General features: G+C 65.5%; 23 protein-coding genes. 21 read left to right on the forward strand and 2 right to left on the reverse strand.

The genetic code is table 11. The features are described from left to right. The 7 genes from VGG53_RS05625 to VGG53_RS05655 form a co-directional block, all read left to right on the forward strand. A partial coding sequence (locus VGG53_RS05625; protein WP_331517003.1) for a PPE domain-containing protein occupies window positions 1-891 on the forward strand: 891 nt, incomplete at its 5' end. A gap of 53 nt (window positions 892-944) precedes the next feature. Next, a complete protein-coding gene (locus VGG53_RS05630; RefSeq protein WP_331517004.1) occupies window positions 945-1,241 on the forward strand; it encodes a WXG100 family type VII secretion target in 297 nt (98 codons plus the stop codon). A gap of 31 nt (window positions 1,242-1,272) precedes the next feature. Then, window positions 1,273-1,557, forward strand: a complete 285-nt coding sequence (locus tag VGG53_RS05635; RefSeq protein WP_331517005.1) for a WXG100 family type VII secretion target — start codon at window positions 1,273-1,275, stop codon at window positions 1,555-1,557. Between the two features lie 166 nt (window positions 1,558-1,723). Then, window positions 1,724-2,461 carry an MgtC/SapB family protein gene (locus tag VGG53_RS05640; RefSeq protein WP_331517006.1) on the forward strand — a complete coding sequence of 246 codons (738 nt, stop codon included), beginning with the start codon at window positions 1,724-1,726 and terminating at the stop codon, window positions 2,459-2,461. Window positions 2,462-2,509: 48 nt separating this feature from the next. After that, on the forward strand, window positions 2,510-3,442 hold the full coding sequence (locus tag VGG53_RS05645; protein ID WP_331517007.1) for a sterol desaturase family protein: 933 nt from the start codon (window positions 2,510-2,512) through the stop codon (window positions 3,440-3,442). A 143-nt stretch (window positions 3,443-3,585) separates the two neighbouring features. Next, window positions 3,586-4,167 carry a LysM peptidoglycan-binding domain-containing protein gene (locus VGG53_RS05650; protein ID WP_331517008.1) on the forward strand — a complete coding sequence of 194 codons (582 nt, stop codon included), beginning with the start codon at window positions 3,586-3,588 and terminating at the stop codon, window positions 4,165-4,167. A 140-nt stretch (window positions 4,168-4,307) separates the two neighbouring features. Further along, the gene (locus VGG53_RS05655; RefSeq protein WP_414688891.1) at window positions 4,308-4,979 is read left to right on the forward strand and encodes a hypothetical protein; all 672 of its coding nucleotides are present in this window, start codon (window positions 4,308-4,310) and stop codon (window positions 4,977-4,979) included. Window positions 4,980-4,982: 3 nt separating this feature from the next. Here the strand turns inward: VGG53_RS05655 and VGG53_RS05660 are convergent, their stop codons facing one another. Then, window positions 4,983-5,429, reverse strand: coding sequence for a nitroreductase/quinone reductase family protein (locus tag VGG53_RS05660; protein ID WP_331517009.1), 447 nt, complete (start codon window positions 5,427-5,429; stop codon window positions 4,983-4,985). A gap of 115 nt (window positions 5,430-5,544) precedes the next feature. Here VGG53_RS05660 and VGG53_RS05665 point away from each other — a divergent pair, with 115 nt between their 5' ends. The 3 genes from VGG53_RS05665 (at window position 5,545) to VGG53_RS05675 (ending at window position 8,354) form a co-directional block, all read left to right on the forward strand. Then, the gene (locus tag VGG53_RS05665) at window positions 5,545-6,267 is read left to right on the forward strand and encodes a TetR/AcrR family transcriptional regulator (protein ID WP_331517010.1); all 723 of its coding nucleotides are present in this window, start codon (window positions 5,545-5,547) and stop codon (window positions 6,265-6,267) included. A gap of 100 nt (window positions 6,268-6,367) precedes the next feature. After that, entirely contained in the window at window positions 6,368-6,868 is a 501-nt protein-coding gene (locus tag VGG53_RS05670) for a VOC family protein (RefSeq protein WP_331517011.1), read from the forward strand. 1 nt (window position 6,869) lies between these two features. Further along, entirely contained in the window at window positions 6,870-8,354 is a 1,485-nt protein-coding gene (locus tag VGG53_RS05675; RefSeq protein WP_331517012.1) for an FAD-binding protein, read from the forward strand. On the opposite strand, the gene VGG53_RS05680 is transcribed toward VGG53_RS05675, so the two are convergent. Continuing rightward, entirely contained in the window at window positions 8,351-10,270 is a 1,920-nt protein-coding gene (locus tag VGG53_RS05680; protein WP_331517024.1) for an ABC transporter ATP-binding protein/permease, read from the reverse strand. The genes VGG53_RS05675 and VGG53_RS05680 overlap by 4 nt on opposite strands. A 92-nt stretch (window positions 10,271-10,362) precedes the next feature. On the opposite strand from VGG53_RS05680, the gene VGG53_RS05685 reads away from it, so the two are divergent. The 11 genes from VGG53_RS05685 (at window position 10,363) to VGG53_RS05735 (ending at window position 20,602) form a co-directional block, all read left to right on the forward strand. After that, complete coding sequence (locus VGG53_RS05685) at window positions 10,363-12,009, forward strand: acetolactate synthase (RefSeq protein WP_331517013.1); 1,647 nt, start codon at window positions 10,363-10,365, stop codon at window positions 12,007-12,009. A gap of 77 nt (window positions 12,010-12,086) precedes the next feature. Then, window positions 12,087-14,411, forward strand: coding sequence for an accessory Sec system translocase SecA2 (gene secA2 / locus VGG53_RS05690; protein ID WP_331517014.1), 2,325 nt, complete (start codon window positions 12,087-12,089; stop codon window positions 14,409-14,411). Window positions 14,412-14,429: 18 nt separating this feature from the next. Continuing rightward, on the forward strand, window positions 14,430-15,026 hold the full coding sequence (locus VGG53_RS05695; protein ID WP_331517015.1) for a CDP-alcohol phosphatidyltransferase family protein: 597 nt from the start codon (window positions 14,430-14,432) through the stop codon (window positions 15,024-15,026). Continuing rightward, window positions 15,019-15,939 (forward strand): DUF881 domain-containing protein, encoded by a 921-nt coding sequence (locus VGG53_RS05700; RefSeq protein ID WP_331517016.1) that lies wholly within the window; start codon window positions 15,019-15,021, stop codon window positions 15,937-15,939. The genes VGG53_RS05695 and VGG53_RS05700 overlap by 8 nt, the downstream gene beginning before the upstream one ends. A gap of 64 nt (window positions 15,940-16,003) precedes the next feature. Continuing rightward, entirely contained in the window at window positions 16,004-16,336 is a 333-nt protein-coding gene (locus VGG53_RS05705) for a small basic family protein (RefSeq protein WP_331517017.1), read from the forward strand. A 17-nt stretch (window positions 16,337-16,353) separates the two neighbouring features. Next, complete coding sequence (locus tag VGG53_RS05710) at window positions 16,354-17,187, forward strand: DUF881 domain-containing protein (protein ID WP_331517018.1); 834 nt, start codon at window positions 16,354-16,356, stop codon at window positions 17,185-17,187. Window positions 17,188-17,221: 34 nt separating this feature from the next. After that, entirely contained in the window at window positions 17,222-17,617 is a 396-nt protein-coding gene (gcvH, locus tag VGG53_RS05715) for a glycine cleavage system protein GcvH (RefSeq protein WP_331517019.1), read from the forward strand. Between the two features lie 251 nt (window positions 17,618-17,868). Continuing rightward, window positions 17,869-18,342, forward strand: a complete 474-nt coding sequence (garA, locus tag VGG53_RS05720) for a glycogen accumulation regulator GarA (RefSeq protein ID WP_331517025.1) — start codon at window positions 17,869-17,871, stop codon at window positions 18,340-18,342. Beyond that, window positions 18,342-19,085, forward strand: coding sequence for a MerR family transcriptional regulator (locus VGG53_RS05725; protein WP_331517020.1), 744 nt, complete (start codon window positions 18,342-18,344; stop codon window positions 19,083-19,085). The genes garA and VGG53_RS05725 overlap by 1 nt, the downstream gene beginning before the upstream one ends. A gap of 107 nt (window positions 19,086-19,192) precedes the next feature. Then, the gene (locus VGG53_RS05730) at window positions 19,193-19,687 is read left to right on the forward strand and encodes a bifunctional nuclease family protein (protein ID WP_331517021.1); all 495 of its coding nucleotides are present in this window, start codon (window positions 19,193-19,195) and stop codon (window positions 19,685-19,687) included. A gap of 270 nt (window positions 19,688-19,957) precedes the next feature. Next, window positions 19,958-20,602, forward strand: a complete 645-nt coding sequence (locus tag VGG53_RS05735; protein WP_331517022.1) for a MerR family transcriptional regulator — start codon at window positions 19,958-19,960, stop codon at window positions 20,600-20,602. The last annotated feature ends 2 nt before the right edge of the window (window positions 20,603-20,604 follow it).

Consider the following 20,604-nt stretch of genomic DNA (forward strand, 5'->3'; position numbering starts at 1 on the left):
CCGCTGATCGCCGCCAACCGGGCGGAGTTGACCGCCTTGGTGTCCAACAACTTCCTCGGCCAAAACACCGGAGCGATCGCCCAGAACGAGGCCGAGTACCTGGACATGTGGATCCAGGACGCGCTGGGCATGGACACCTACAACCTGAGCTCCACGTCCGCCAGCGGCGCGCTGCCCGCACAAAGCGTTGCGCCGATGGTGACCAGTGGCGCGAGCCCGGCGGCGGCACTCGCCGGCGCCGCGGCGCCAGCCGACGCAACCAGCGACGCCTTCCTTACGGCGATCCTCAACGCCGTTGCGGCCCTTTTTGGCGGCCCGTCGGATGGCCTGACGGGCTTGTCCGGGTTTGACGCCTGGCTCCCAACGACGATAGCTGCGATCGCCGCCAATCCCACCGCCGCGCTGCTTCCGGTGCAGGGCGTCTACTACATGGGCATGTTGGGCAGCACGCCCGCTCGTATGTTCATGAGCGGCGGCAGCGGTGGCGGTGCCAGCGCCGGCGCCGGCGCCGGCACGCTGGCCAGCATGCAGGAATCGCTGCTGGACAACGTCTCCAAGCTGGTCGACGGCAAGGCCGCAACCGTGATGAGCGGGGTGGGCGGCCAGCTGTCCAAGTGGGGAGCAGGGATCCAGGCCTCGATGGCCTCGGCAATGCACGCCGGCGGGCTGTCGGTGCCGAACGCCTGGCACACCGGTGTCCCCGGTGCGGAGGTCGTCCACGCCGGCCCGACGCTGCCCGCCAACAGCGTCGCCGCCCCCAGCATGACGACCGGCCTGCCCAGCAGCCCGTTCTCTCAGGGACTGATGGGTGCACTGGCCGGACGCGGTATGAGCGCCATGGGTTCCAAAGTCGCCGCCAAAGTGATGCCACGCTCGCCAGCGGGCGGGTAATCCCTTGCCCCACAGCGTATTAACTCTTAGAACGCCACGATAAGGAGAAGGACATGCCCACACGTTTTATGACTGACCCGCATGAGATGCGGTCGATGGCGGGCCGTTTCGACGTGCACGCCCAAACCGTCGAGGATGAGGCCCGCAAGATGTGGGCCTCGAGTCAGAACATCGCCGGGGCGAGCTGGAGCGGGATGGCCCAAGCCACCTCCTTCGACACCATGGGCCAGATGAACACCGCCTTCCGCAACATCGTCAACATGCTGCACGGGGTGCGCGACGGGCTGATCCGCGACGCGAACAACTACGAGTCCCAAGAGCAGGCCTCTCAGCAGATCCTGTCCAGCTAGCCGATCACCGAAACCTCATAGGAGAACACTCATGTCGATCAACTACCAGTTCGGTGATGTCGATGCCCACGGCGCGCTGATCCGCGCCCAGGCCGCCAACCTGGAAGCCGAACACCAGGCCATCGTGCGCGATGTACTGGCCGCCGGCGACTTCTGGGGCGGCTCAGGCTCGGTGGCCTGCCAGGAATTCATCACCCAGTTGGGCCGCAACTTCCAGGTCATCTACCAACAAGCCAACGCTCATGGCCAAAAGGTGCAAACCGCCGGCAACAACATGAACAGCACCGACTCCGCCGTCGGCTCCAGCTGGGCCTAACCCCAACGGCGGCAGCAGCATTCCGAACACATGCCGTCAGGGCTGCGACGTTGGCCTTGCGCGGCGAGTCGACCCAATATGACGCCGGCGTGGTGACGCGGGCAATCTCGCGCTGCTTCGCCCACACTGGTAGTCACCTCGGTCCAGAGGAAAGGAGAGCCGCGTCATGCAGACGCTGAGTATCGCGGAGTTCACGCTGCGACTTGGGGTGGGACTCGGCTGTGGCGCCCTCATCGGAATCGAGCGGCAATGGCAGGCCCGGCGGGCCGGGCTGCGGACCAACGCGCTGGTAGCCACGGGCGCGACGCTGTTCGTGCTTTACGCGGTCGCTACCAACGACAGCAGCCCGACCCGGGTGGCGTCCTATGTGGTCTCCGGGGTCGGCTTCCTCGGTGGTGGGGTGATCCTGCGCGAGGGGTTCAATGTGCGCGGGCTCAACACCGCGGCGACGTTGTGGTGCTCGGCTGCGGTCGGCGTCCTCGCGGCCGGCGGGCATCTGGTGTTCGCGCTGATCGCGACAGGCACTGTGGTCGCGATTCACCTGCTCGGACGTCCGCTGGGTCACCTGATCGACCACGGCGACAGTGTGGTGGAGGAAGACGAAGACGACCAGCCTTATCAGCTGCAGCTGATCTGTCGGCCCAAGTCCGAAAAGTATGCGCGAGCGCAGATTGTCCAGCGCACCGGTGGCGGCGGCGACCGCTTGGTGTTGCGTGGCATCCACACTGGACGCACGGGCGACGACAGCGTCGCGTTGACCGCCTACCTACTCAGCGACGGCCATGCGCCGTCCAGGCTGGAACAGCTCGTCGCCGAACTGTCTTTGCAAGAAGGCGTTCAGGCGGTGCACTGGTACGCCGGCGATGAGGACGAGCCCATGCCCCGGGCGCCCCACACGGATTAGCCTGATCAGTTTCGAAGCACAGGCCACCGCCGTCGTAGGCTGTGGGATGTGAATGCGATCGCCGGATTCTTATCCGTTCTGCCGGAGCAGATGCGGGACCCGGTGTTATTTGCGATTCCGTTCTTTCTTCTACTGTTGATTCTGGAGTGGACGGCGGCCCGCAAGCTCGAGAGCATCGAGCAATCGGGCCGCCCGAATTCGGGCGCATACCTGAGCGCCGATTCGTGGGCGAGCATCCGGATGGGATTGATCTCGGTGGCCACCACCGCGGGCTGGAAGTTCATCGCCGTGCTCGGATACGCGGCGATCTACGCCTACCTGGCTCCCTGGCAGTTACCGGCGACGCGTTGGTACACCTGGGTGATCGCGATCCTCGGTGTCGATTTGCTCTACTACTGCTATCACCGCATGGCGCACCGGGTTCGGCTGATCTGGGCCACCCACCAGGCCCACCACTCGAGTCAGTACTTCAACTTCGCCACCGCACTGCGCCAGAAATGGAACAACAGCGGCGAGATTCTGATGTGGATACCGTTGCCGCTATTGGGTATTGCGCCGTGGATGGTTTTCTTCAGCTTCTCGATCAACCTGATCTATCAGTTCTGGGTGCACACCGAACGGATCGGCAGAATGTGGGCGCCTTTCGAATTCGTCTTCAACACGCCCTCTCATCATCGCGTGCACCACGGCATGGATGCTGAATACCTCGACAAGAACTACGGCGGGATCTTTATTGTCTGGGATCGGCTGTTAGGCAGCTTCCGGCAAGAGACGTTTCGTCCGCACTACGGGTTGACCAAGCAGGTGACTACCTTCAAGGTCTGGAAACTCCAGATTCACGAATACCTGTCTATCGCCAGAGATTTCCGGTCGGCGACGCGTCTGCGCGACCGGCTCGGCTACGTCTTCGGGCCGCCCGGGTGGCAGCCGGCATCCGCCGCCCGGCCCGGGGCCCGCACTCCGCTGACGCCGTCTCGGTAGTCGCCCCGGACCTGGCGAGTCCTTCTTAGTTCATCCAGCGTTTTTATTACCGCGAGCCGAAAGCCCCCATGGCTAAGCCAATATCAGTAAGTTCGACGACGGAGGCCGGAATCCGCCAGGCCGTGACGACGAGGAGGAATGCAGTGGGAGACACGCTCACCGAGGGACAAAAACTTGTCAAAGGTGAATCACTTACCTCGAGCAACGGGGCCTACACCCTGACGTTGCAGGACGACGGGAACTTGGTCCTGGCAGCGCGTGGCCATGCGATCTGGTCGTCGAAGACCAACGGCGAGGACGTGGTCCGCGCCGAGGTCCAAGGCGACGGCAATTTCGTCATCTATACCGCCGACAAGCCGGTGTGGCACACCGACACCAAGGGCAAGAAGAACGTGCGTCTCGTCCTGCAGGACGACCGCAATCTGGTGCTGTACTCCGCCGACGGCGCCGCCTGGTCGAGCAAGACCGAGACCGACGCGCCGCCACCGCCCGAGCCCGAGGCCGCCGCACCGGCAGCCCCAGCCGAGCCCGCGGTTGAGGAAGCCGCCGTCTCGGAGCCCGAGCCCGAGCCGGCGCGGACATACACCGTCGAGTCCGGCGACACGTTGTGGGCGATCTCCGAGCGGTTCTACGGCGACGGCAGCAAGTACCAGGTGATCGCCGATGCCAGCGGCATCTCCAACCCGGACCTGATCCAGCCGGGGCAGGTACTGACCATTCCCTGATCGCGACGGGAGCGTGGCGGCCACAACCGACGCGCTCCCGAACGATCGGATCCGTTGCGTTACGGCGCATCACATCACGTTGGCCCGGTAGCCTGAAAGCCGGCCGGCGCCGCGCCGGCCCCGACGGATCGGAGTCGACGGTGCGCCGTCCGGCAATCCGCGCGTTCGGCGCGACAGTTACCGCCGTGCTGGCGGCTGCCTGCTTTCCCGTCATCGCCAAGGCCGACCCCGTTCTGGTTTTTCCCGGAATGGAAATACGCCAGGGCGGGCACCTGTGCACCCTGGGTTATGTCGACCCGGGATTGCGAGTGGCGTTCACTGCGGGCCATTGTCGGGGCGACGGCCCAGTCTTCGACAAGGACAACAGGGTCATCGGGAACCTCGCGACATTCCGGGACAACACACCCAACGGCGCGTTCGTCAACACCGACCAGCAAATCGCTGATTATGAATCGATCGTGCTGGCCCCGGACGTCGCGGTGAACAACGTCCTGCCCGGCGGACGCATATTGCAGTCGGACCCCGGCTTGGTGGTGACGCCCGGGGAACCTATCTGCCACTTCGGTGTGGTCAGCGGCGAGAGCTGCGGGACCGTCGAGAGCGTCAACAACGGCTGGTTCACCATGGGGCACGGCGCCATCAGCCAGCAGGGCGACTCCGGCGGACCGGTCTACCTCACCAGTGGCCCCGGACCCGCCCGGATGGTCGGCATCTTCAACAGCGTGTGGGGCGATTTGCCGGCCGCGGTGTCATGGCAGTCCACCACCCAGGAGGTCCGCCAGGACGTCGGCATCGGCGGCCCGTCGATCTAGCAATCAGCCCACACCAGCCAGCGCGAACACCGGGATCGACGGCGCTGCAGCCCGTAACTGCTCATCGCCGGAATCCGGGGTCAACCCCGCGATGTGGCCCTTGACTTCCCAGTACCACCTGTCCAGATACTTCCGGAGTAGCTCCGGTTTGTCCGCATCGCCCACTTCGGTGGCCCGGAATCTGCGACGTCGCCAACGCGGCCCCATCTCGACCGCACCGGCCGCCCGGAGATTGCGCACCCACTGGGTGGTGCCGCGCGGCGAGACCAGGTAGTCGAGGCCGTCGATGGTCAGCACGTTGACCACCACGTGGCGAATCCGGCCCGTCTTGCGGCCACGGACCCTCAGGGCCCGGGTGCCGGCGATGCTGAGGCCGAGTTCAGCCAGCCAGCGGACCAGCGTATTGGCGGCTATCGCCGCGCGATGGGGTTCGTCGTATCGCACCGACATGATGCACATCCTTTCGGAAGACTCGGTGAGAGAGCGGTGCTCTCGCTAGAAAGACCCTGGCACAACGCCGCCGGAAAAACAAGAGCACTGATCTCCTTCGTGTCACACTGGCCAAATGGCGAAGCGACGCGACTCACGTGAACGCATCGAAGCGCGGATCATCGAGCTCGGCCGTCGCCATCTGGTCGAGCACGGCGCGAGCGGGTTGTCGCTGCGCGCCATCGCCCGTGATCTGGGGATGGTGTCATCGGCGGTATATCGATACGTTTCCAGCCGCGATGAGCTGCTGACGTTGCTGCTGGTCGACGCGTATTCCGAGCTCGCCGACGCGGTGGATGGCGCCCGCGACGCCATGCCGGAGGTGTGGAGCGATGACGCGGTCGCCATCGCGCACGCGGCCCGCAGCTGGGCGATCGCCCACCCGGCCAGCTGGGCGCTGTTGTACGGCAGCCCTGTGCCCGGCTACCACGCACCGGCCGAGCGGACGGTCGGCCCCGGTACGAGGGTGGTCGGCGCGTTGTTCGATGCTGTCGCGGCCGGCATCGCGACCGGCGACATCAAATTGACGGATTACCATGCACCACAACCGATATCGTCAGACTTTGATCGGCTCCGGCAAGAGTTCGGGTTTCCCGGCGACGATCCCGTCATCGCTAAATGTTTTGCAATCTGGGCCGGCGTCGTGGGCGCGATCAGTCTCGAGGTGTTCGGGCAATACGGCGGCGACACGCTGAGCGACCCGCAGGCGGTATTCGATACCCAGGTGCGGCTGCTGGTCAGCGTGCTGAACCAGCCCGACCTCGGGGCGCAGACGTTCGGGGCACCATCCCCGAACTAGAACGTGTTCAGGGTGAGCTTCGGCGCCACGCCTGCCTCGCGGTGGCAACATCATCCCGGTGGTTTCTGCCGGGGTCGACGCTGCGTTATTCTGCGAAGCGATGAGTCTTTCCTTCGGGTCGCCGGTCCAGGTCGCCTGGGCGACCCACGACTTGGATGTCACGGAAACGGCCCTCACCGGCCTGTTAGGGGTCAAGAAATGGATCCGGCTGCCCGATGTCCACTTCGCGCCGGACACCTGTAGCTATCTGGGCCACCCGGCCGATTTCGTGGCCAACATTTCGCTGAGCTATCTCGGCGACATGCAACTCGAGCTGATCGAACCGGTCCGCGGCCCTAATATCTATAGTGACTTTCTGCGGGACAGCGGAGCGGGTCTGCACCACATTTGCGTCGAGGCCGACAGCCCCGAGGCCTTCGATGCCGCGCTGGCCTCAGCTGCCGAACAAGGAGCAGCTGTGGCACAACAGGGCGTGATGCCCGGTGGCTTGCGGTTCGCCTATCTGTCCGCGCCGCAATCCGGGGTTCCGTTCCTGGAGATCGCGCACTTCTCAGCCGAGATGCGGCAGTTCTTCGACTACATCAAGCAGGAGCAGCGATAGGGTGAGTACCGATATCCCAGCAACCTTCAGCGCTGAGGACGTGACGTCCTGGTCGGACGATGTGGACGTGGTGGTGGTCGGCTTCGGCATCGGCGGCGGTTGCGCCGCCGTCAGCGCCGCCGCCGCGGGCGCGCGGGTACTGGTGCTGGAGCGCGCGGCCGCGGCCGGCGGCACCACCTCGCTTGCCGGCGGGCACTTCTATCTCGGCGGCGGCACGGCGGTCCAACAGGCGACCGGGCATCTCGACTCGGCCGAGGAGATGTACAAGTATCTGGTCGCGGTGTCGCGTGAGCCCGATCATGAGAAGATCCGCGCCTACAGCGACGGCAGCGTCGAGCACTTCAACTGGTTGGAGGACTTGGGTTTTCGGTTCGAACGCAGCTTCTACCCGGGCAAAGTAGTCGTTCCACCGGGCACCGAAGGCCTGAGCTATACCGGCAACGAAAAGGTGTGGCCGTTCTGCGAGCAGGCGATGCCGTCGCCGCGCGGGCATTCCGTGCCGGTGCCCGGCGAACTCGGTGGTGCGGCGATGGTGATCGATCTGCTGCTCAAACGCGCCGACGAGCTGGGTGTGCAGATCCGATACGAGACCGGCGCGACCAACCTGGTCCTGGACGCCGATGGCACCGTGGTCGGCGTCGTCTGGAAACACTTCACCGAAACCGGCGCGGTCAAAGCCAACTCCGTCATCATCGCCGCCGGTGGTTTCGCGATGAACCCGGAGATGGTCGCCGAATACACTCCCGCACTGGGCCAGTCGCGGCGCACCAAACACCACGGCCTGGTGGCGCCCTACATCCTGGGCAACCCCAATGACGACGGACTGGGCCTGAGAATGGGCGTCTCGGCGGGGGGCGTCGCTGAGAACATGAACGAAAAGTTCATCACCGCGGCGGCGTATCCGCCCGAAGTCCTGCTGACCGGTGTCATCGTGAACAAGGAGGGCAAGCGCTTCGTCGCCGAGGACTCCTACCATTCGCGCACATCGGCTTTCGTGCTGGAGCAGCCGGACCAGACCGCGTATCTGATCGTCGACGAAGCTCATACCGAGATGCCCGCGATGCCGTTGATCCGGTTCCTCGACGGCTACGAGACGATCAGCGAATTGGAGACAGCGCTCGATATCCCCGCGGGCAGCGTCGCGGCGACATTGAACCGCTACAACGAGTTTGCCGCCAAAGGCGAGGATCCGGATTTCCACAAGCAGCCGGAATATGTTGCGCCGCAAGACCATGGGCCGTGGGCCGTATTCGACCTGTCACTCGGACGGGCGATGTACTCCGGATTCACGATGGGCGGTCTGGCAGTCACCGTCGACGGCGAAGTGCGACGCAGCGACGGCGGAGTCGTCCCGGGCCTGTACGCCGTCGGGGCATGCGCGTCCAACATCGCCCAGGACGGCAAGGGATACGCCAGCGGCACACAGCTAGGTGAAGGATCGTTCTTCGGGCGCCGCGCGGGCACCCACGCGGCCGGCAACCGCTAGACCGGCGCCGGCTGTCTGCTCACCGGCCCGAGGCGCCACGGGCCGCCGCCGAGCAGTTCCAAGTGCCGATTGTGGAACAGCTCCACGGCCGGTCGATGACTGACACTGACCACCACGGAATCCGGTAATGCGTTGTGCAGCAACTGATAAAGCGCGTGTTCGAGCCCTTCGTCAAGTGCCGACGTGCTTTCGTCGAGGAACACCGCCTTGGGTTTGGTGAGCAGGATGCGCGCGAAGGCCACCCGCTGTTGCTCACCGGGGGACAGCACTTTGGCCCAGTCCCGCACCTCGTCGAGACGCTGGCTCAGCGGTGCCAGCGCAACCTTTGTCAGCGTCTCCTGCAACGTCTCGTCGGAGATCTCAGCCGGTGAATTCGGATAGCACACCACCGTGCGGAGCGTGCCCAGCGGCACATACGGCAACTGCGACAAGAACATCGTCTCGTTGTCTCCGTCCGGACACCGCAGTGTCCCCGAGGCGTACGGCCACAATTCGGCAAGGCTGCGCAGCAGAGTGGTCTTGCCGGCGCCGGACTGACCGGTAATCACCAGCGACTGACCGGATTCCAACCGCACGTCCAGCGAGTCGACAAGCGGGTCACCGTCGGGTGTGCGCACCTCCACGCCGTCGAACTCGACGGACCCGTCGTCGGTGGGCCGCGTCAGCACCGCGGGCAGGTCCCGGCCCTTGTCATTGGCGTCGATCAAACCGTGCAAACGGATGATCGCCGCACGGAAGGCGGCGAAGGCGTCATAGTTGTTTCGGAAGAACGACAGTGAGTCCTGGATCTCACCGAAGGCGGTTGCCGTCTGCGTGACGTCGCCGAGGGCAATCTGACCGGCAAAAAGCCTCGGTGCCTGAACGATCCACGGCAGCGGCACAATCGTCTGCGACATCGACCAGTTCCAGCCGTTGAACAAGATCGTCCGGCGGACAAACCGACGGTAGTTACCGATGATCGGGGTGAAGCGTCCCCACAGCGTCGTCCGCTCGACCCGTTCACCCCGATAGAACCCCACCGCCTCGGCAGCGTCGCGGAGTCGAACCAGCGCGTACCGAAACGCGGCATTGAGCCTTTCGTTGTCGAAGCTGAGCCAAATCAACGGCCGGCCGAGCCAGAATGCAACGACGGTCGAGATCACCACGAAGACGATGACGATCCAGAACATCGCGCGTGGCAGCCCGATGCCGAGCACGTCCAGAGGCCCGGACAGATTCCAGAGGATCGCGGCGAACGAGACGACCGATACCACCGCGCGCACCGCTCCGAACAACAAGGTGTTGGCCGTCTCATTGGACGGAATGTTCGGTGTCGCGCCGACGCCTGCGGTGAAGATGTCGACGTCCTGCTGGATACGCTGGTCGGGGTTGTCGATGGTGTCGTCGATGAACAGGTCCCGGTAGTAGGCCCTGCCCTTCAACCAGTCGTCGGTGAGGTGCCCGGTCAGCCACATGCGCCAGCGGATGATGAATCGCTGCGTCAGGTAGATGTCGACCAGTATCCGAGCGATGAATAGCGTTGCGAGCAGGCTGAAGTGAACGAGCGACGTGTAAAAACCATCGATGCCCGATTGCTTGATTTTCTCGTCGCCGGACACGATGCCCCCGAAGGCCGTTTGCAGCGAGCTGAACATGTCATTGCTGAAATAACTGATCAGGACCGTCACGCGGACCGAGAAAAGGACCAACATCAGCAAAGCGGCCAGCTGCAGCCAGACCGGCACGGCGTGCCGCCCGGTGAAGTAGCCGCCGGTGATCCGCCAGTATTGACGGCCCCACCCGGTGAGGAATCGCAGCAAGACCAACACGAGCAGCACGCACACCGCGGCGATCGCCCAGCCTTTGGCCAGCCACCACAGTGACTCGATGGTCGCCCCGGACCAGTCGATCGACGGCTTGAATGGCTTTGGCTCCAAGGTCACGTCTCCTTGCTGACGAGCCTGTCCGGGCAACGTCTTGTGGATGCTTCCCCGCGAAAGTACCGCAGGAGGGCCGATAGGCTGCGCCCATGGGCAACGACGCCGAGGACACCTTCCATGCCGGCCGACTGGTCGCCCGTCGGCTGAAAGCCAGCGGAATCGACACCGTCTTCACCCTGTCCGGCGGTCACTTGTTCTCGATCTATGACGGATGCCGAAGTGAGGGTATTCGCCTGATCGACACCCGCCACGAGCAGACCGCCACGTTCGCGGCCGAAGGCTGGTCGAAGGTGACACGCCAGCCGGGCGTGGCCGCACTGACCGCCGGCCCCGGTGTGACAAACGGCATGAGCGCAATGGCTGCGGCCCAGCAGAACTCGTCGCCGCTACTGGTGCTCGGTGGCCGGGCACCAGCGGGGCGATGGGGGATGGGATCGCTGCAGGAGATCGACCACGTGCCGTTCGTGGCACCGCTGACCCGATTCGCCGCCACCGCGCCGTCGGCCGAGGCGGTCAGCGGGCTGATCGACGACGCGCTGCGGGCCACGGTCGGCGCGCCCTCGGGTGTGGCATTTGTCGACTTTCCGATGGACCACGTCTTCTCCGTCGCCGCCGACGCCGGACAGCCCGGCGCCCTGACCGCGTCGGCGTCGCCAACGCTGCCCGACGGTGACGCGCTCGACCGCGCGGTCAGCCTGCTCGGCGCCGCGCGGCGGCCGGTGATCATGGCGGGCACCAACGTCTGGTGGGGTCATGCCGAATCGGCGCTGCTGCGACTGGCCGAGCAACGTCAGATCCCCGTGCTGATGAACGGCATGGCCCGCGGCACCGTGCCCGCCGACCATCCACTGGCGTTTTCCCGGGCGCGCTCAAAAGCGTTGGGGGAGGCCGATGTTGCGGTCGTAATTGGAGTGCCGATGGATTTCCGGCTGGGCTTCGGCGCGGTATTCGGCCAGGAAACCCAGTTGATCGTGGCCGACCGCGTGCAGCCCGACCGCGACCATCCACGCCCGATCGCCGCCGGGCTCTACGGTGATCTGTCGGCGACCCTGACCGTGCTGGGCGAAACGCCGCGGCCGGATGACCGCGGGCACCAGGAGTGGGTCGCCGAGCTACGCGCGACGGAGACCGCGGCGCGCGAACGTGAACAGGGCGAGCTGGCCGACGACCGCAGCCCGCTGCACCCGATGCGGGTCTATGCCGAACTCGCGCCGCTGCTGGACCGCGACGCGATCGTCGTCGTCGACGCCGGTGACTTCGGCTCGTATGCGGGCCGGGTGATCGACAGCTACGTCCCGGGTGCCTGGCTGGACAGCGGGCCCTTCGGCTGCCTCGGTTCGGGTCCCGGCTACGCGCTGGCCGCCAAGCTGGCCCGACCGGACCGCCAGGTCGTGTTGCTGCAAGGCGACGGCGCCTTCGGGTTCAGCGGCATGGAATGGGACACATTGGTCAGGCACAACGTTCCCGTCGTGTCGGTGATCGGCAACAACGGCATCTGGGCTCTGGAGAAGCATCCGATGGAAGCGCTGTACGGCTACTCGGTGGTGGCCGAACTACGGCCGGCCACCCGCTACGACGAGGTGGTGCGTGCACTCGGTGGGCACGGCGAGCTGGTCTCGGCGCCCGCCGAGCTGAGGCCGGCGTTGACGCGTGCCCTGAGCAGCGGTCTGCCCGCCGTGGTCAACGCGCTCACCGATCCCGACGTCGCTTATCCACGCCGATCCAATCTGGCGTGATGCTATAGCTTCACTTACCGCCTCCTCCTCAGGGCGTCCCGCCCTGCATCGTCACCGGCGGCTTGTACCGTTGACCTGTGCCAAAGACCACCAGCTCGTCGTCCGGCCGGTTGAGCAGTCGCTTCTGGCGACTGCTCGGTGCCAGCACCGAGAAGAACCAAGGCCGCTCGCTGGCCCAGGTCAACGCGTCGGCTGAGTACGACGAGAAAGCCGCCGACCTCGACGACGACCAGTTACGCAAGGCCGCAGGCCTGCTCGATCTCGACGACCTCGCCGACGCCGACGACATCCCGCAGTTCCTCGCCATCGCCCGGGAAGCCGGCGAACGAGCCACCGGGCTGCGGCCGTTCGACGTGCAGCTGCTCGGCGCACTACGGATGCTGGCCGGCGACGTGGTCGAGATGGCAACCGGTGAGGGCAAGACGCTGGCCGGGGCGATCGCCGCCGCGGGCTACGCGTTGGGTGGGCGGCACGTCCACGTCGTCACCATCAACGACTACCTGGCCCGCCGCGATGCCGAATGGATGGCTCCGCTGCTGGAGGCCCTGGGCGTCACCGTCGGCTGGGTGACCGGCGAATCGAGCGCCGAGGAGCGTCGCAAGGCGTACAGGTGCAACGTCACCTATGCGTCCGTCAACGAGATCGGCTTCGACGTGCTGCGCGATCAGCTGGTGACCGACGTCGACGACCTGGTGTCGCCCAACCCGGACGTGGCCCTGATCGACGAGGCGGACTCGGTACTGGTCGACGAGGCGTTAGTGCCGCTGGTGCTGGCCGGAACCAGCCACCGCGAGAAGCCGCGGCTGGAGATCATCCGGCTGGTCGGCGAGTTGCACGCCGGCGAGGATTTCGACACCGACGCCGACAGCCGCAACGTCCATCTGACCGACGCCGGGGCGCACAAACTCGAAAAGCAGCTTGGCGGAATCGATCTCTACTCCGAGGAGCACGTCGGCACCACGCTCACCGAAGTCAACGTCGCGCTGCACGCGCATGTCCTGTTGCACCGCGACGTACACTACATCGTGCGCGACGACGCCGTGCACCTGATCAACGCCTCCCGTGGCCGCATCGCCCAGCTGCAACGCTGGCCCGACGGCCTCCAGGCGGCCGTGGAGGCCAAAGAAGGCATCGAGACCACCGAGACCGGCGAGGTGCTCGACACCATCACCGTGCAGGCCCTGATCAACCGGTACCTGACGGTGTGCGGCATGACCGGAACCGCGTTGGCCGCAGGCGAACAGCTGCGCCAGTTCTACAAGCTCGGTGTTTCCCCGATTGCCCCGAACACACCCAATATTCGCGAAGACGAAACCGACCGGGTCTACATCACGGCTGCGGCGAAAAGCGATGCGATCATCGCGCACATCATCGACATCCACGAAACCGGACAACCCGTCCTGGTCGGTACCCGCGACGTGGCCGAGTCCGAAGAGCTGCACGATCGGCTGCAGCGTCGCGGTGTCCCCGCGGTGGTGCTCAACGCGAAGAACGACGCCGAAGAAGCGGCGGTGATCGCCGAGGCCGGCAAGCTCGGAGCGGTCACGGTGTCCACGCAGATGGCCGGTCGCGGAACCGACATCCGGCTGGGCGGCTCCGATGAGGCCGACCACGAGAAGGTCGTTGAACTCGGTGGTCTGCACGTCGTCGGCACCGGCCGCCATCACACCGAGCGACTCGACAACCAGCTGCGCGGCCGCGCCGGTCGTCAGGGCGACCCGGGTTCGTCGGTTTTCTTCTCCAGCTGGCAAGACGACGTTGCCGCGGCCAACCTCGAGCCCAACAAGCTGCCGACGCAGACCGACGAATACGGCCGCATCGTCAGCACCAAGGGTGCCGGACTGCTCGAGCACGCCCAGCGAGTGGCCGAGGGACGCCTGCTCGACGTGCATGCAAACACCTGGCGCTACAACCAGTTGATCGCCCAGCAGCGCGCCATCATCGTGGAGCGGCGCAACACCCTGCTCAGCACCGCCGCGGCTCGCGAGGAGCTGGCCGAGCTGGCCCCCGAGCGTTACGAGGAACTGTCGGAACAGCTTTCCGAAGAGCAGCTGCAGAAAATCTGCCGGCTGATCATGCTGTATCACCTCGACCGCGGCTGGGCCGACCACCTTGCCTACCTGGCCGACATCCGAGAGAGCATCCATCTGCGTGCCCTGGGACGGCAGAACCCGCTCGACGAATTCCACCGGATGGCCGTCGACGCGTTCGCGTCGCTGGCAGCCGACGCGATCGAGGCGGCCCAGCAGACCTTCGAAACCTCACCGTCGATCGAAGACGAGCCGGGCGTGGATCTGTCCAAGTTGGCCCGTCCAACGTCGACGTGGACTTACATGGTGCACGACAACCCACTCGCGGACGACTCGCTTTCCGCGCTCAGCCTGCCCGGCATCTTCAGATAAGGGATAAGGTCACCGCAGATGAACCGGCCGCCCGGCCACGACCGGCTGTTGACGGCGCCGAACGTGCTCAGCGGACTCCGGCTGGCACTGATCCCGGTCTTCGTGTATCTGCTCCTCCGTGCCCATGCCGACGCGTGGGCTGCGATCATCCTGATTTTCAGCGGCGCGTCCGACTGGGCCGACGGCAAGGTCGCCCGGCTGCTGAACCAATCGTCAAGGCTGGGGGAGTATTTGGATCCCGCCGTCGACCGGCTCTACATGGTGACAGTGCCGATCGTCTTCGGGCTGCGCGGCATCGTGCCGTGGTGGATCATCATCGTCCTGCTGGTCCGCGATGTGCTGCTGGCCGCCGAAATCCCACTGCTGCGCACCCGCGGCATCACCACGTTGCCGGTCATCTACGTCGGCAAGGCGGCGACGTTCGCGCTGATGTCGGCCTTCCCGCTGATCTTGCTTGGCCAGTCGGACGCGCTGTGGAGTCGTGTCGTATTGGCTTGCGGGTGGGCGTTTTTGATCTGGGGCATGTACATGTACCTGTGGTCGTTCGTGGTGTACGCGTGGCAGGTCGTCATGGTGCTGCGCCGGATGCCGCCGGTGAAGGCCCGCGATGGCTGACCAGGCGCTCGGCGGGTACGACCCCTATGCCGGACTCAGCGCACACAATGCGGGACAGCCGCAGCTGATCCCGGTGCCGTCGCTGCTGCGCGCCCTTCTTTCCGAGCACCTGGATCCCGGCTATGCGGCCGCAGCCGCGCGGCGGAACGACACCGCCGAGCAGCACAGCGGTCGAGGCCGTGTGATGGGCTGGTTTTGGCAAGCGCTGGCCGCGTTGTTGGTGGCCACCGTGTTCGCGGCGGCGGTCGCCCAGGCCCGGCTGGTCGCGCCGGGGGTCAGTGCAGCCCAACGGGTGCTGGCCGCCGGCGTGCGCTCCGAAGAGGCGGCGACGAGCGAGCTGACCAGACGCCGCAATACGCTTACGACACAACGCGACGACGTTCAGCGGGCGGCGTTGGCCCAAGACGCCGCAGGCCGGCGGCTGCTCGCCAGCCTCGACCGGCTCAGCCTGGCCGCCGCAAGCACCCCGGTCACCGGTCCGGGACTGAGCGTCAAGGTCACCGACCCGGGCCTCGCACCGAACCTGTCCGATGTGTCCAAACAGCGGGTCGCCGGCAGCCAGCAGATCATCCTCGACCGGGACTTGCAGTTGGTAGTCAACTCGTTGTGGGCCAGCGGCGCCGAGGCGATTTCCGTCGGCGGCGTCCGGATCGGGCCGAACGTGACCATCCGCCAGGCCGGCGGTGCGATTCTGGTCGACAACAACCCGGTCAGCAGCCCGTATGCGGTCCTTGCGGTCGGCCCGCCACATGCCATGCAAGACGTGTTCGACAACAGCCCGGGCTTGCGCCGGCTGCGGCTCCTGGAGACCTCATACGGCGTCGGCCTCGACGTCAGTGCCCGGGACAACCTCACGCTGCCCGCCGGTGCAGTGCGAGAAGTCAAGTTCGCCAAACAGATTGGTTCTTCGTAGTGCGACAAAACCCAGTGCGAGAAAACCTAGTGCGAGAAATCCGAATAGTGGGGGCAGAGCACCGATGATCGGTATCGCAGCGCTGGTCGTCGGTATCGTGCTGGGCTTGGTCTTTCACCCCAGCGTGCCGGAAATCGTTCAGCCCTACTTGCCGATCGCGGTGGTCGCGGCGCTCGACGCGGTCTTCGGCGGGTTGCGGGCCTACCTGGAGCGGATTTTCGACCCGAAGGTCTTCGTGGTCTCGTTCGTCTTCAACGTGTTGGTCGCAGCGCTGATCGTCTACGTCGGGGACCAACTCGGCGTCGGTACACAGCTGTCGACGGCAATCATCGTCGTGCTGGGTATCCGCATCTTCGGCAACACCGCGGCGTTGCGCCGCCGCCTGTTTGGGGCGTAAACGGGTATGAGGCCGACATGAGCGATACCGATCCCGAAGCCGACGAGCCCACCGAAGGGCAGGACGGCGGTGACGGGGCCGCGCAGCACGGGCGGCATGAGCTGGCGCCGCATCAGCCGCAACCCGCGATCGGAGAGCTGCGGCCCCGCGGATTTCTGCGGCGCGGCCGCAATGTCTTCGGCACGCTGGCCCTGATGCTGTGCCTGCTGCTGGGGGCGGCCATCGCCACCCAGGTGCGCCAGACCACTACCGGCGACTCGCTGGACACGGCTCGTCCCGCCGACCTGCTGGTGCTGCTGGATTCCCTGCGTCAACGCGAAGCGACGCTCAGCACCGAAGTCGCCGAACTGCAACGCTCGTTGAACGCCCTGCAGGCATCGGGCAGCGGCGACCAGGCCGCCATCCAGAACGCTCAGGACCGGTTGGCGGCGTTGTCGATCCTGATCGGCACGGTCGGCGCCACCGGTCCCGGTGTCACCGTGCGGATCGACGACCCCGGACCGGGTGTCGCGCCGCAGCCGATGCTCGACGTGCTCGACGAATTGCGGGCGGCCGGGGCCGAGGCTATCCAGATCAGCGATTGGCGCCAGGCGGTGCGGACCGGCGTCGACACCTGGATCGTCGGTGCCCCGGGGGCGCTGACCGTCGACGGCAAAACCCTCGTCCCACCGTATTCGGTTGTCGCCATTGGTGATCCACCGACTCTCGCGGCGGCGATGAACATTCCCGGCGGCGCGGTGGATAGCGTCAAACGCGTTGGCGGCACCATGTCGGTACAACAGGGTGACAAGGTAGACATCACCGCCTTGCGGCAACCAAAACCGCGCCAATACGCTCAGCCAGGAAAATGATCGACCCCGAGTGATCGAGCAGAACAGGAAAATCGTGAGCGAAATCCCACCTGATTTGCACTACACCGCCGAACACGAGTGGATTCGGCGAACCGGAGAAGACTCCGTCCGGGTAGGGATCACGGACTTTGCCCAGGCCGCCCTTGGCGACGTCGTGTTCGTCCGACTGCCTGACGTGGGCACCGACCTGACTGCCGGCGAGGCCTTCGGCGAAGTGGAGTCCACCAAGTCGGTGTCGGACTTGTACGCACCGGTTACGGCGAAAGTCCTTGCCGTCAATGAAGATCTGGAGGCCGGCCCCGAGCTGGTCAACTCCGATCCTTACGGCGGCGGCTGGTTGATCGACCTCCGGGTCGACAGCGAGGCACTCGAGAAGGGTTTCTCCGAGCTGCTCGACGCCGAGGCCTACCGCGGCACGCTGTCCGAATGACGCTTGTTATCGTTCCCCGCGCGGCGACGATGCGCGCCGTGGAACGGCGTGAGGAGGAGCCGGGCAGTGGGACACGGCGGCGACGATGCGCGCCGTGGAACGGCGATCAGATGTCGCCGCCGATCCGGCGGGGGACGGCACATTGGGCTCCCGTGCGCGGTACGGTCGTCACATCGACGGTCACAGCGGGTGGGAAACCGGTCGGCCGGACCCAACCAGACAACGCAGCAGCGGTCAGTGAGGAGCAGCGGGTGACGGACAAGGACAACGACCAGACTTCTGATGAAGTCACCGTGGAGACGACGTCTGTCTTCCGCGCTGACTTCCTCAACGAACTGGACGCTCCCGCGCAGACGGGCACCGAAACCGCGGTGTCCGGTGTCGAAGGGCTGCCGGCCGGTTCGGCGTTGCTGGTCGTCAAACGGGGACCGAACGCCGGTTCCCGCTTCCTGCTCGATCAGCCGACCACATCGGCCGGCCGCCATCCCGACAGCGACATCTTCCTCGATGACGTGACCGTCAGCCGCCGGCACGCTGAGTTCCGGTTGGAAACCGAGGAGTTCCACGTCGTTGACGTCGGCAGCCTCAACGGCACCTACGTCAACCGGGAACCGGTCGATTCGGCCGTGCTGGCAAACGGCGACGAGGTTCAGATCGGTAAATTCCGCTTGGTCTTTCTGACCGGGCCCAAGGTTGGCGAGGACGGCGGAGGGCCAGGAAGCTAGTGACCGCGCCGGAGACCCCCGCACTGAGCGGGATGTCGATCGGAGCGGTCCTCGACCTGCTACGGCCGGACTTCCCGGATGTGACGATCTCCAAGATTCGCTTCTTGGAGGCCGAGGGTCTCGTTACGCCGCAGCGCGCGGCGTCGGGCTATCGCCGGTTCACCGCATACGACTGCGCACGCCTCCGCTTCATCCTGACGGCGCAGCGTGACCAGTACCTGCCGCTGAAGGTGATCAAGGCGCAGCTAGACGCCCAACCCGACGGTGAGCTGCCGCTCGCCGGATCACCTTACGGTGTACCGCGATTGGTGCCGGTCGGCGACAACTCGACAGCGGGGCCCGCAGCCGACCCGGTGGCGGTGACGGCCGCTCGGATCCGACTGAGCCGCGAGGATCTGCTGGACCGCTCGCTGGTGGCTGACGAGCTGCTGACGGCGCTGGTCAAAGCGGGTGTGATCACTACCGGGCCGGGCGGCTTCTTCGACGAGCACGCCGTGGTGATCGTCCAGTGCGCACGGGCGCTCGCCGAATACGGCGTCGAGCCACGTCATCTGCGGGCATTCCGGTCGGCCGCCGACCGCCAGTCGGACCTGATCGCGCAGATCGCCGGGCCGCTTGTCAAGGCTGGCAAGACCGGCTCCCGGGACCGCGCCGACGACCTCGCGCGTGAGGTCGCCGCCCTCGCGATCACGCTGCACACCTCGTTGATCAAGTCCGCCGTGCGCGACGTTCTCCACCGCTGAAGGACTAGACTTCGGAACCACAGCTTGCGTTCGGCGGCTTGGTGTTTGCACCGCGACGTCGGAACAGGTCTGATGGACACGGCAGCACGTGCGGAGGGCAGACACAGATGGGTGAAGTTCGCGTCGTCGGCATTCGCGTCGAGCAGCCGCAGAACCAGCCGGTGCTGTTGCTGCGCGAGGCCAACGGCGACCGGTACCTGCCGATCTGGATCGGTCAATCCGAGGCCGCCGCGATCGCCCTCGAGCAGCAGGGAGTCGAGCCGCCGCGTCCACTGACACATGACTTGATCCGGGATCTCATTGCCGCGCTTGGTCATTCGCTCAAAGAAGTGCGAATCGTCGACCTGCAGGAAGGCACGTTTTACGCCGACTTGATCTTCGACCGGAACATCACCGTCTCGGCACGACCGTCGGACTCGGTCGCCATCGCGCTACGGGTGGGCGTGCCGATCTACGTGGAAGAGTCGGTACTCGCGGAGGCGGGTTTGCTGATTCCCGATGAGAACGATGACGAGCCGTCCAGCGCTGTTCGCGAGGACGAGGTGGAGAAGTTCAAAGAATTCCTGGACAGCGTTTCGCCGGACGATTTCAAAGCCACCTGACAAGTGCCGAGCTGAAATCGAGGCTGGCTCGCAAAATAAATTGGTCCGGCTTTGTCTGGCAATATCACGGATGCGTCTCATCTGCGAGTTCGACCTCGACACGCGCGTTGGATAGCGTGGAGTCACGGCCACGACCGCCATAATTTGATTTCAACTGATTAGTTCTACGAACACCGCAGCGTGTCGAAAAGCGTATGCTCACAAGCACTCGATTGAGCACACGCGGAAACCGGCAGCCCGTAACGAGCGCGATCGGCGAGAGGAAGCACCGTGGGAGACAAACCACGTCAAGATCAACTGGATCTCGAGTCTGTGACCGCGCTCGATGACAGTTCAGCAGCCCGCCCCGATCAGGCGATCCGCGCATCGAACGAACCCGTGCAGGCCGGCTTGTTCCCCGACGATTCAGTGCCCGACGAACTGGTCGGCTACCGCGGCCCGAGCGCGTGCCAAATCGCCGGTATCACGTACCGCCAGCTGGACTACTGGGCGCGCACCTCACTGGTGGTGCCGTCGATTCGCAGCGCCGCCGGTTCCGGCAGTCAGCGGCTGTATTCCTTCAAAGACATCCTGGTGCTCAAGATCGTGAAGCGGTTGCTGGACACCGGAATCTCGTTGCACAACATCCGCGTCGCGGTTGATCACCTGCGTCAGCGCGGCGTCAAGGATCTGGCCAACATCACCTTGTTCTCCGACGGCACCACGGTTTACGAGTGCACCTCGGCCGAAGAAGTCGTCGACCTGCTGCAAGGCGGGCAGGGCGTGTTCGGCATCGCCGTCTCCGGAGCGATGCGCGAGCTAACCGGCGCAATCGCGGATTTCCCCGGCGAACGCGCCGACGGCGGCGAGTCGATCGCCGCGCCGGAAGACGAGCTGGCCTCTCGGCGTAAACACCGCGACCGCAAGATCGGCTGACC

Source organism: Mycobacterium sp. (genome assembly GCF_036490025.1).
In the GTDB taxonomy this organism is placed as follows: domain Bacteria; phylum Actinomycetota; class Actinomycetes; order Mycobacteriales; family Mycobacteriaceae; genus Mycobacterium.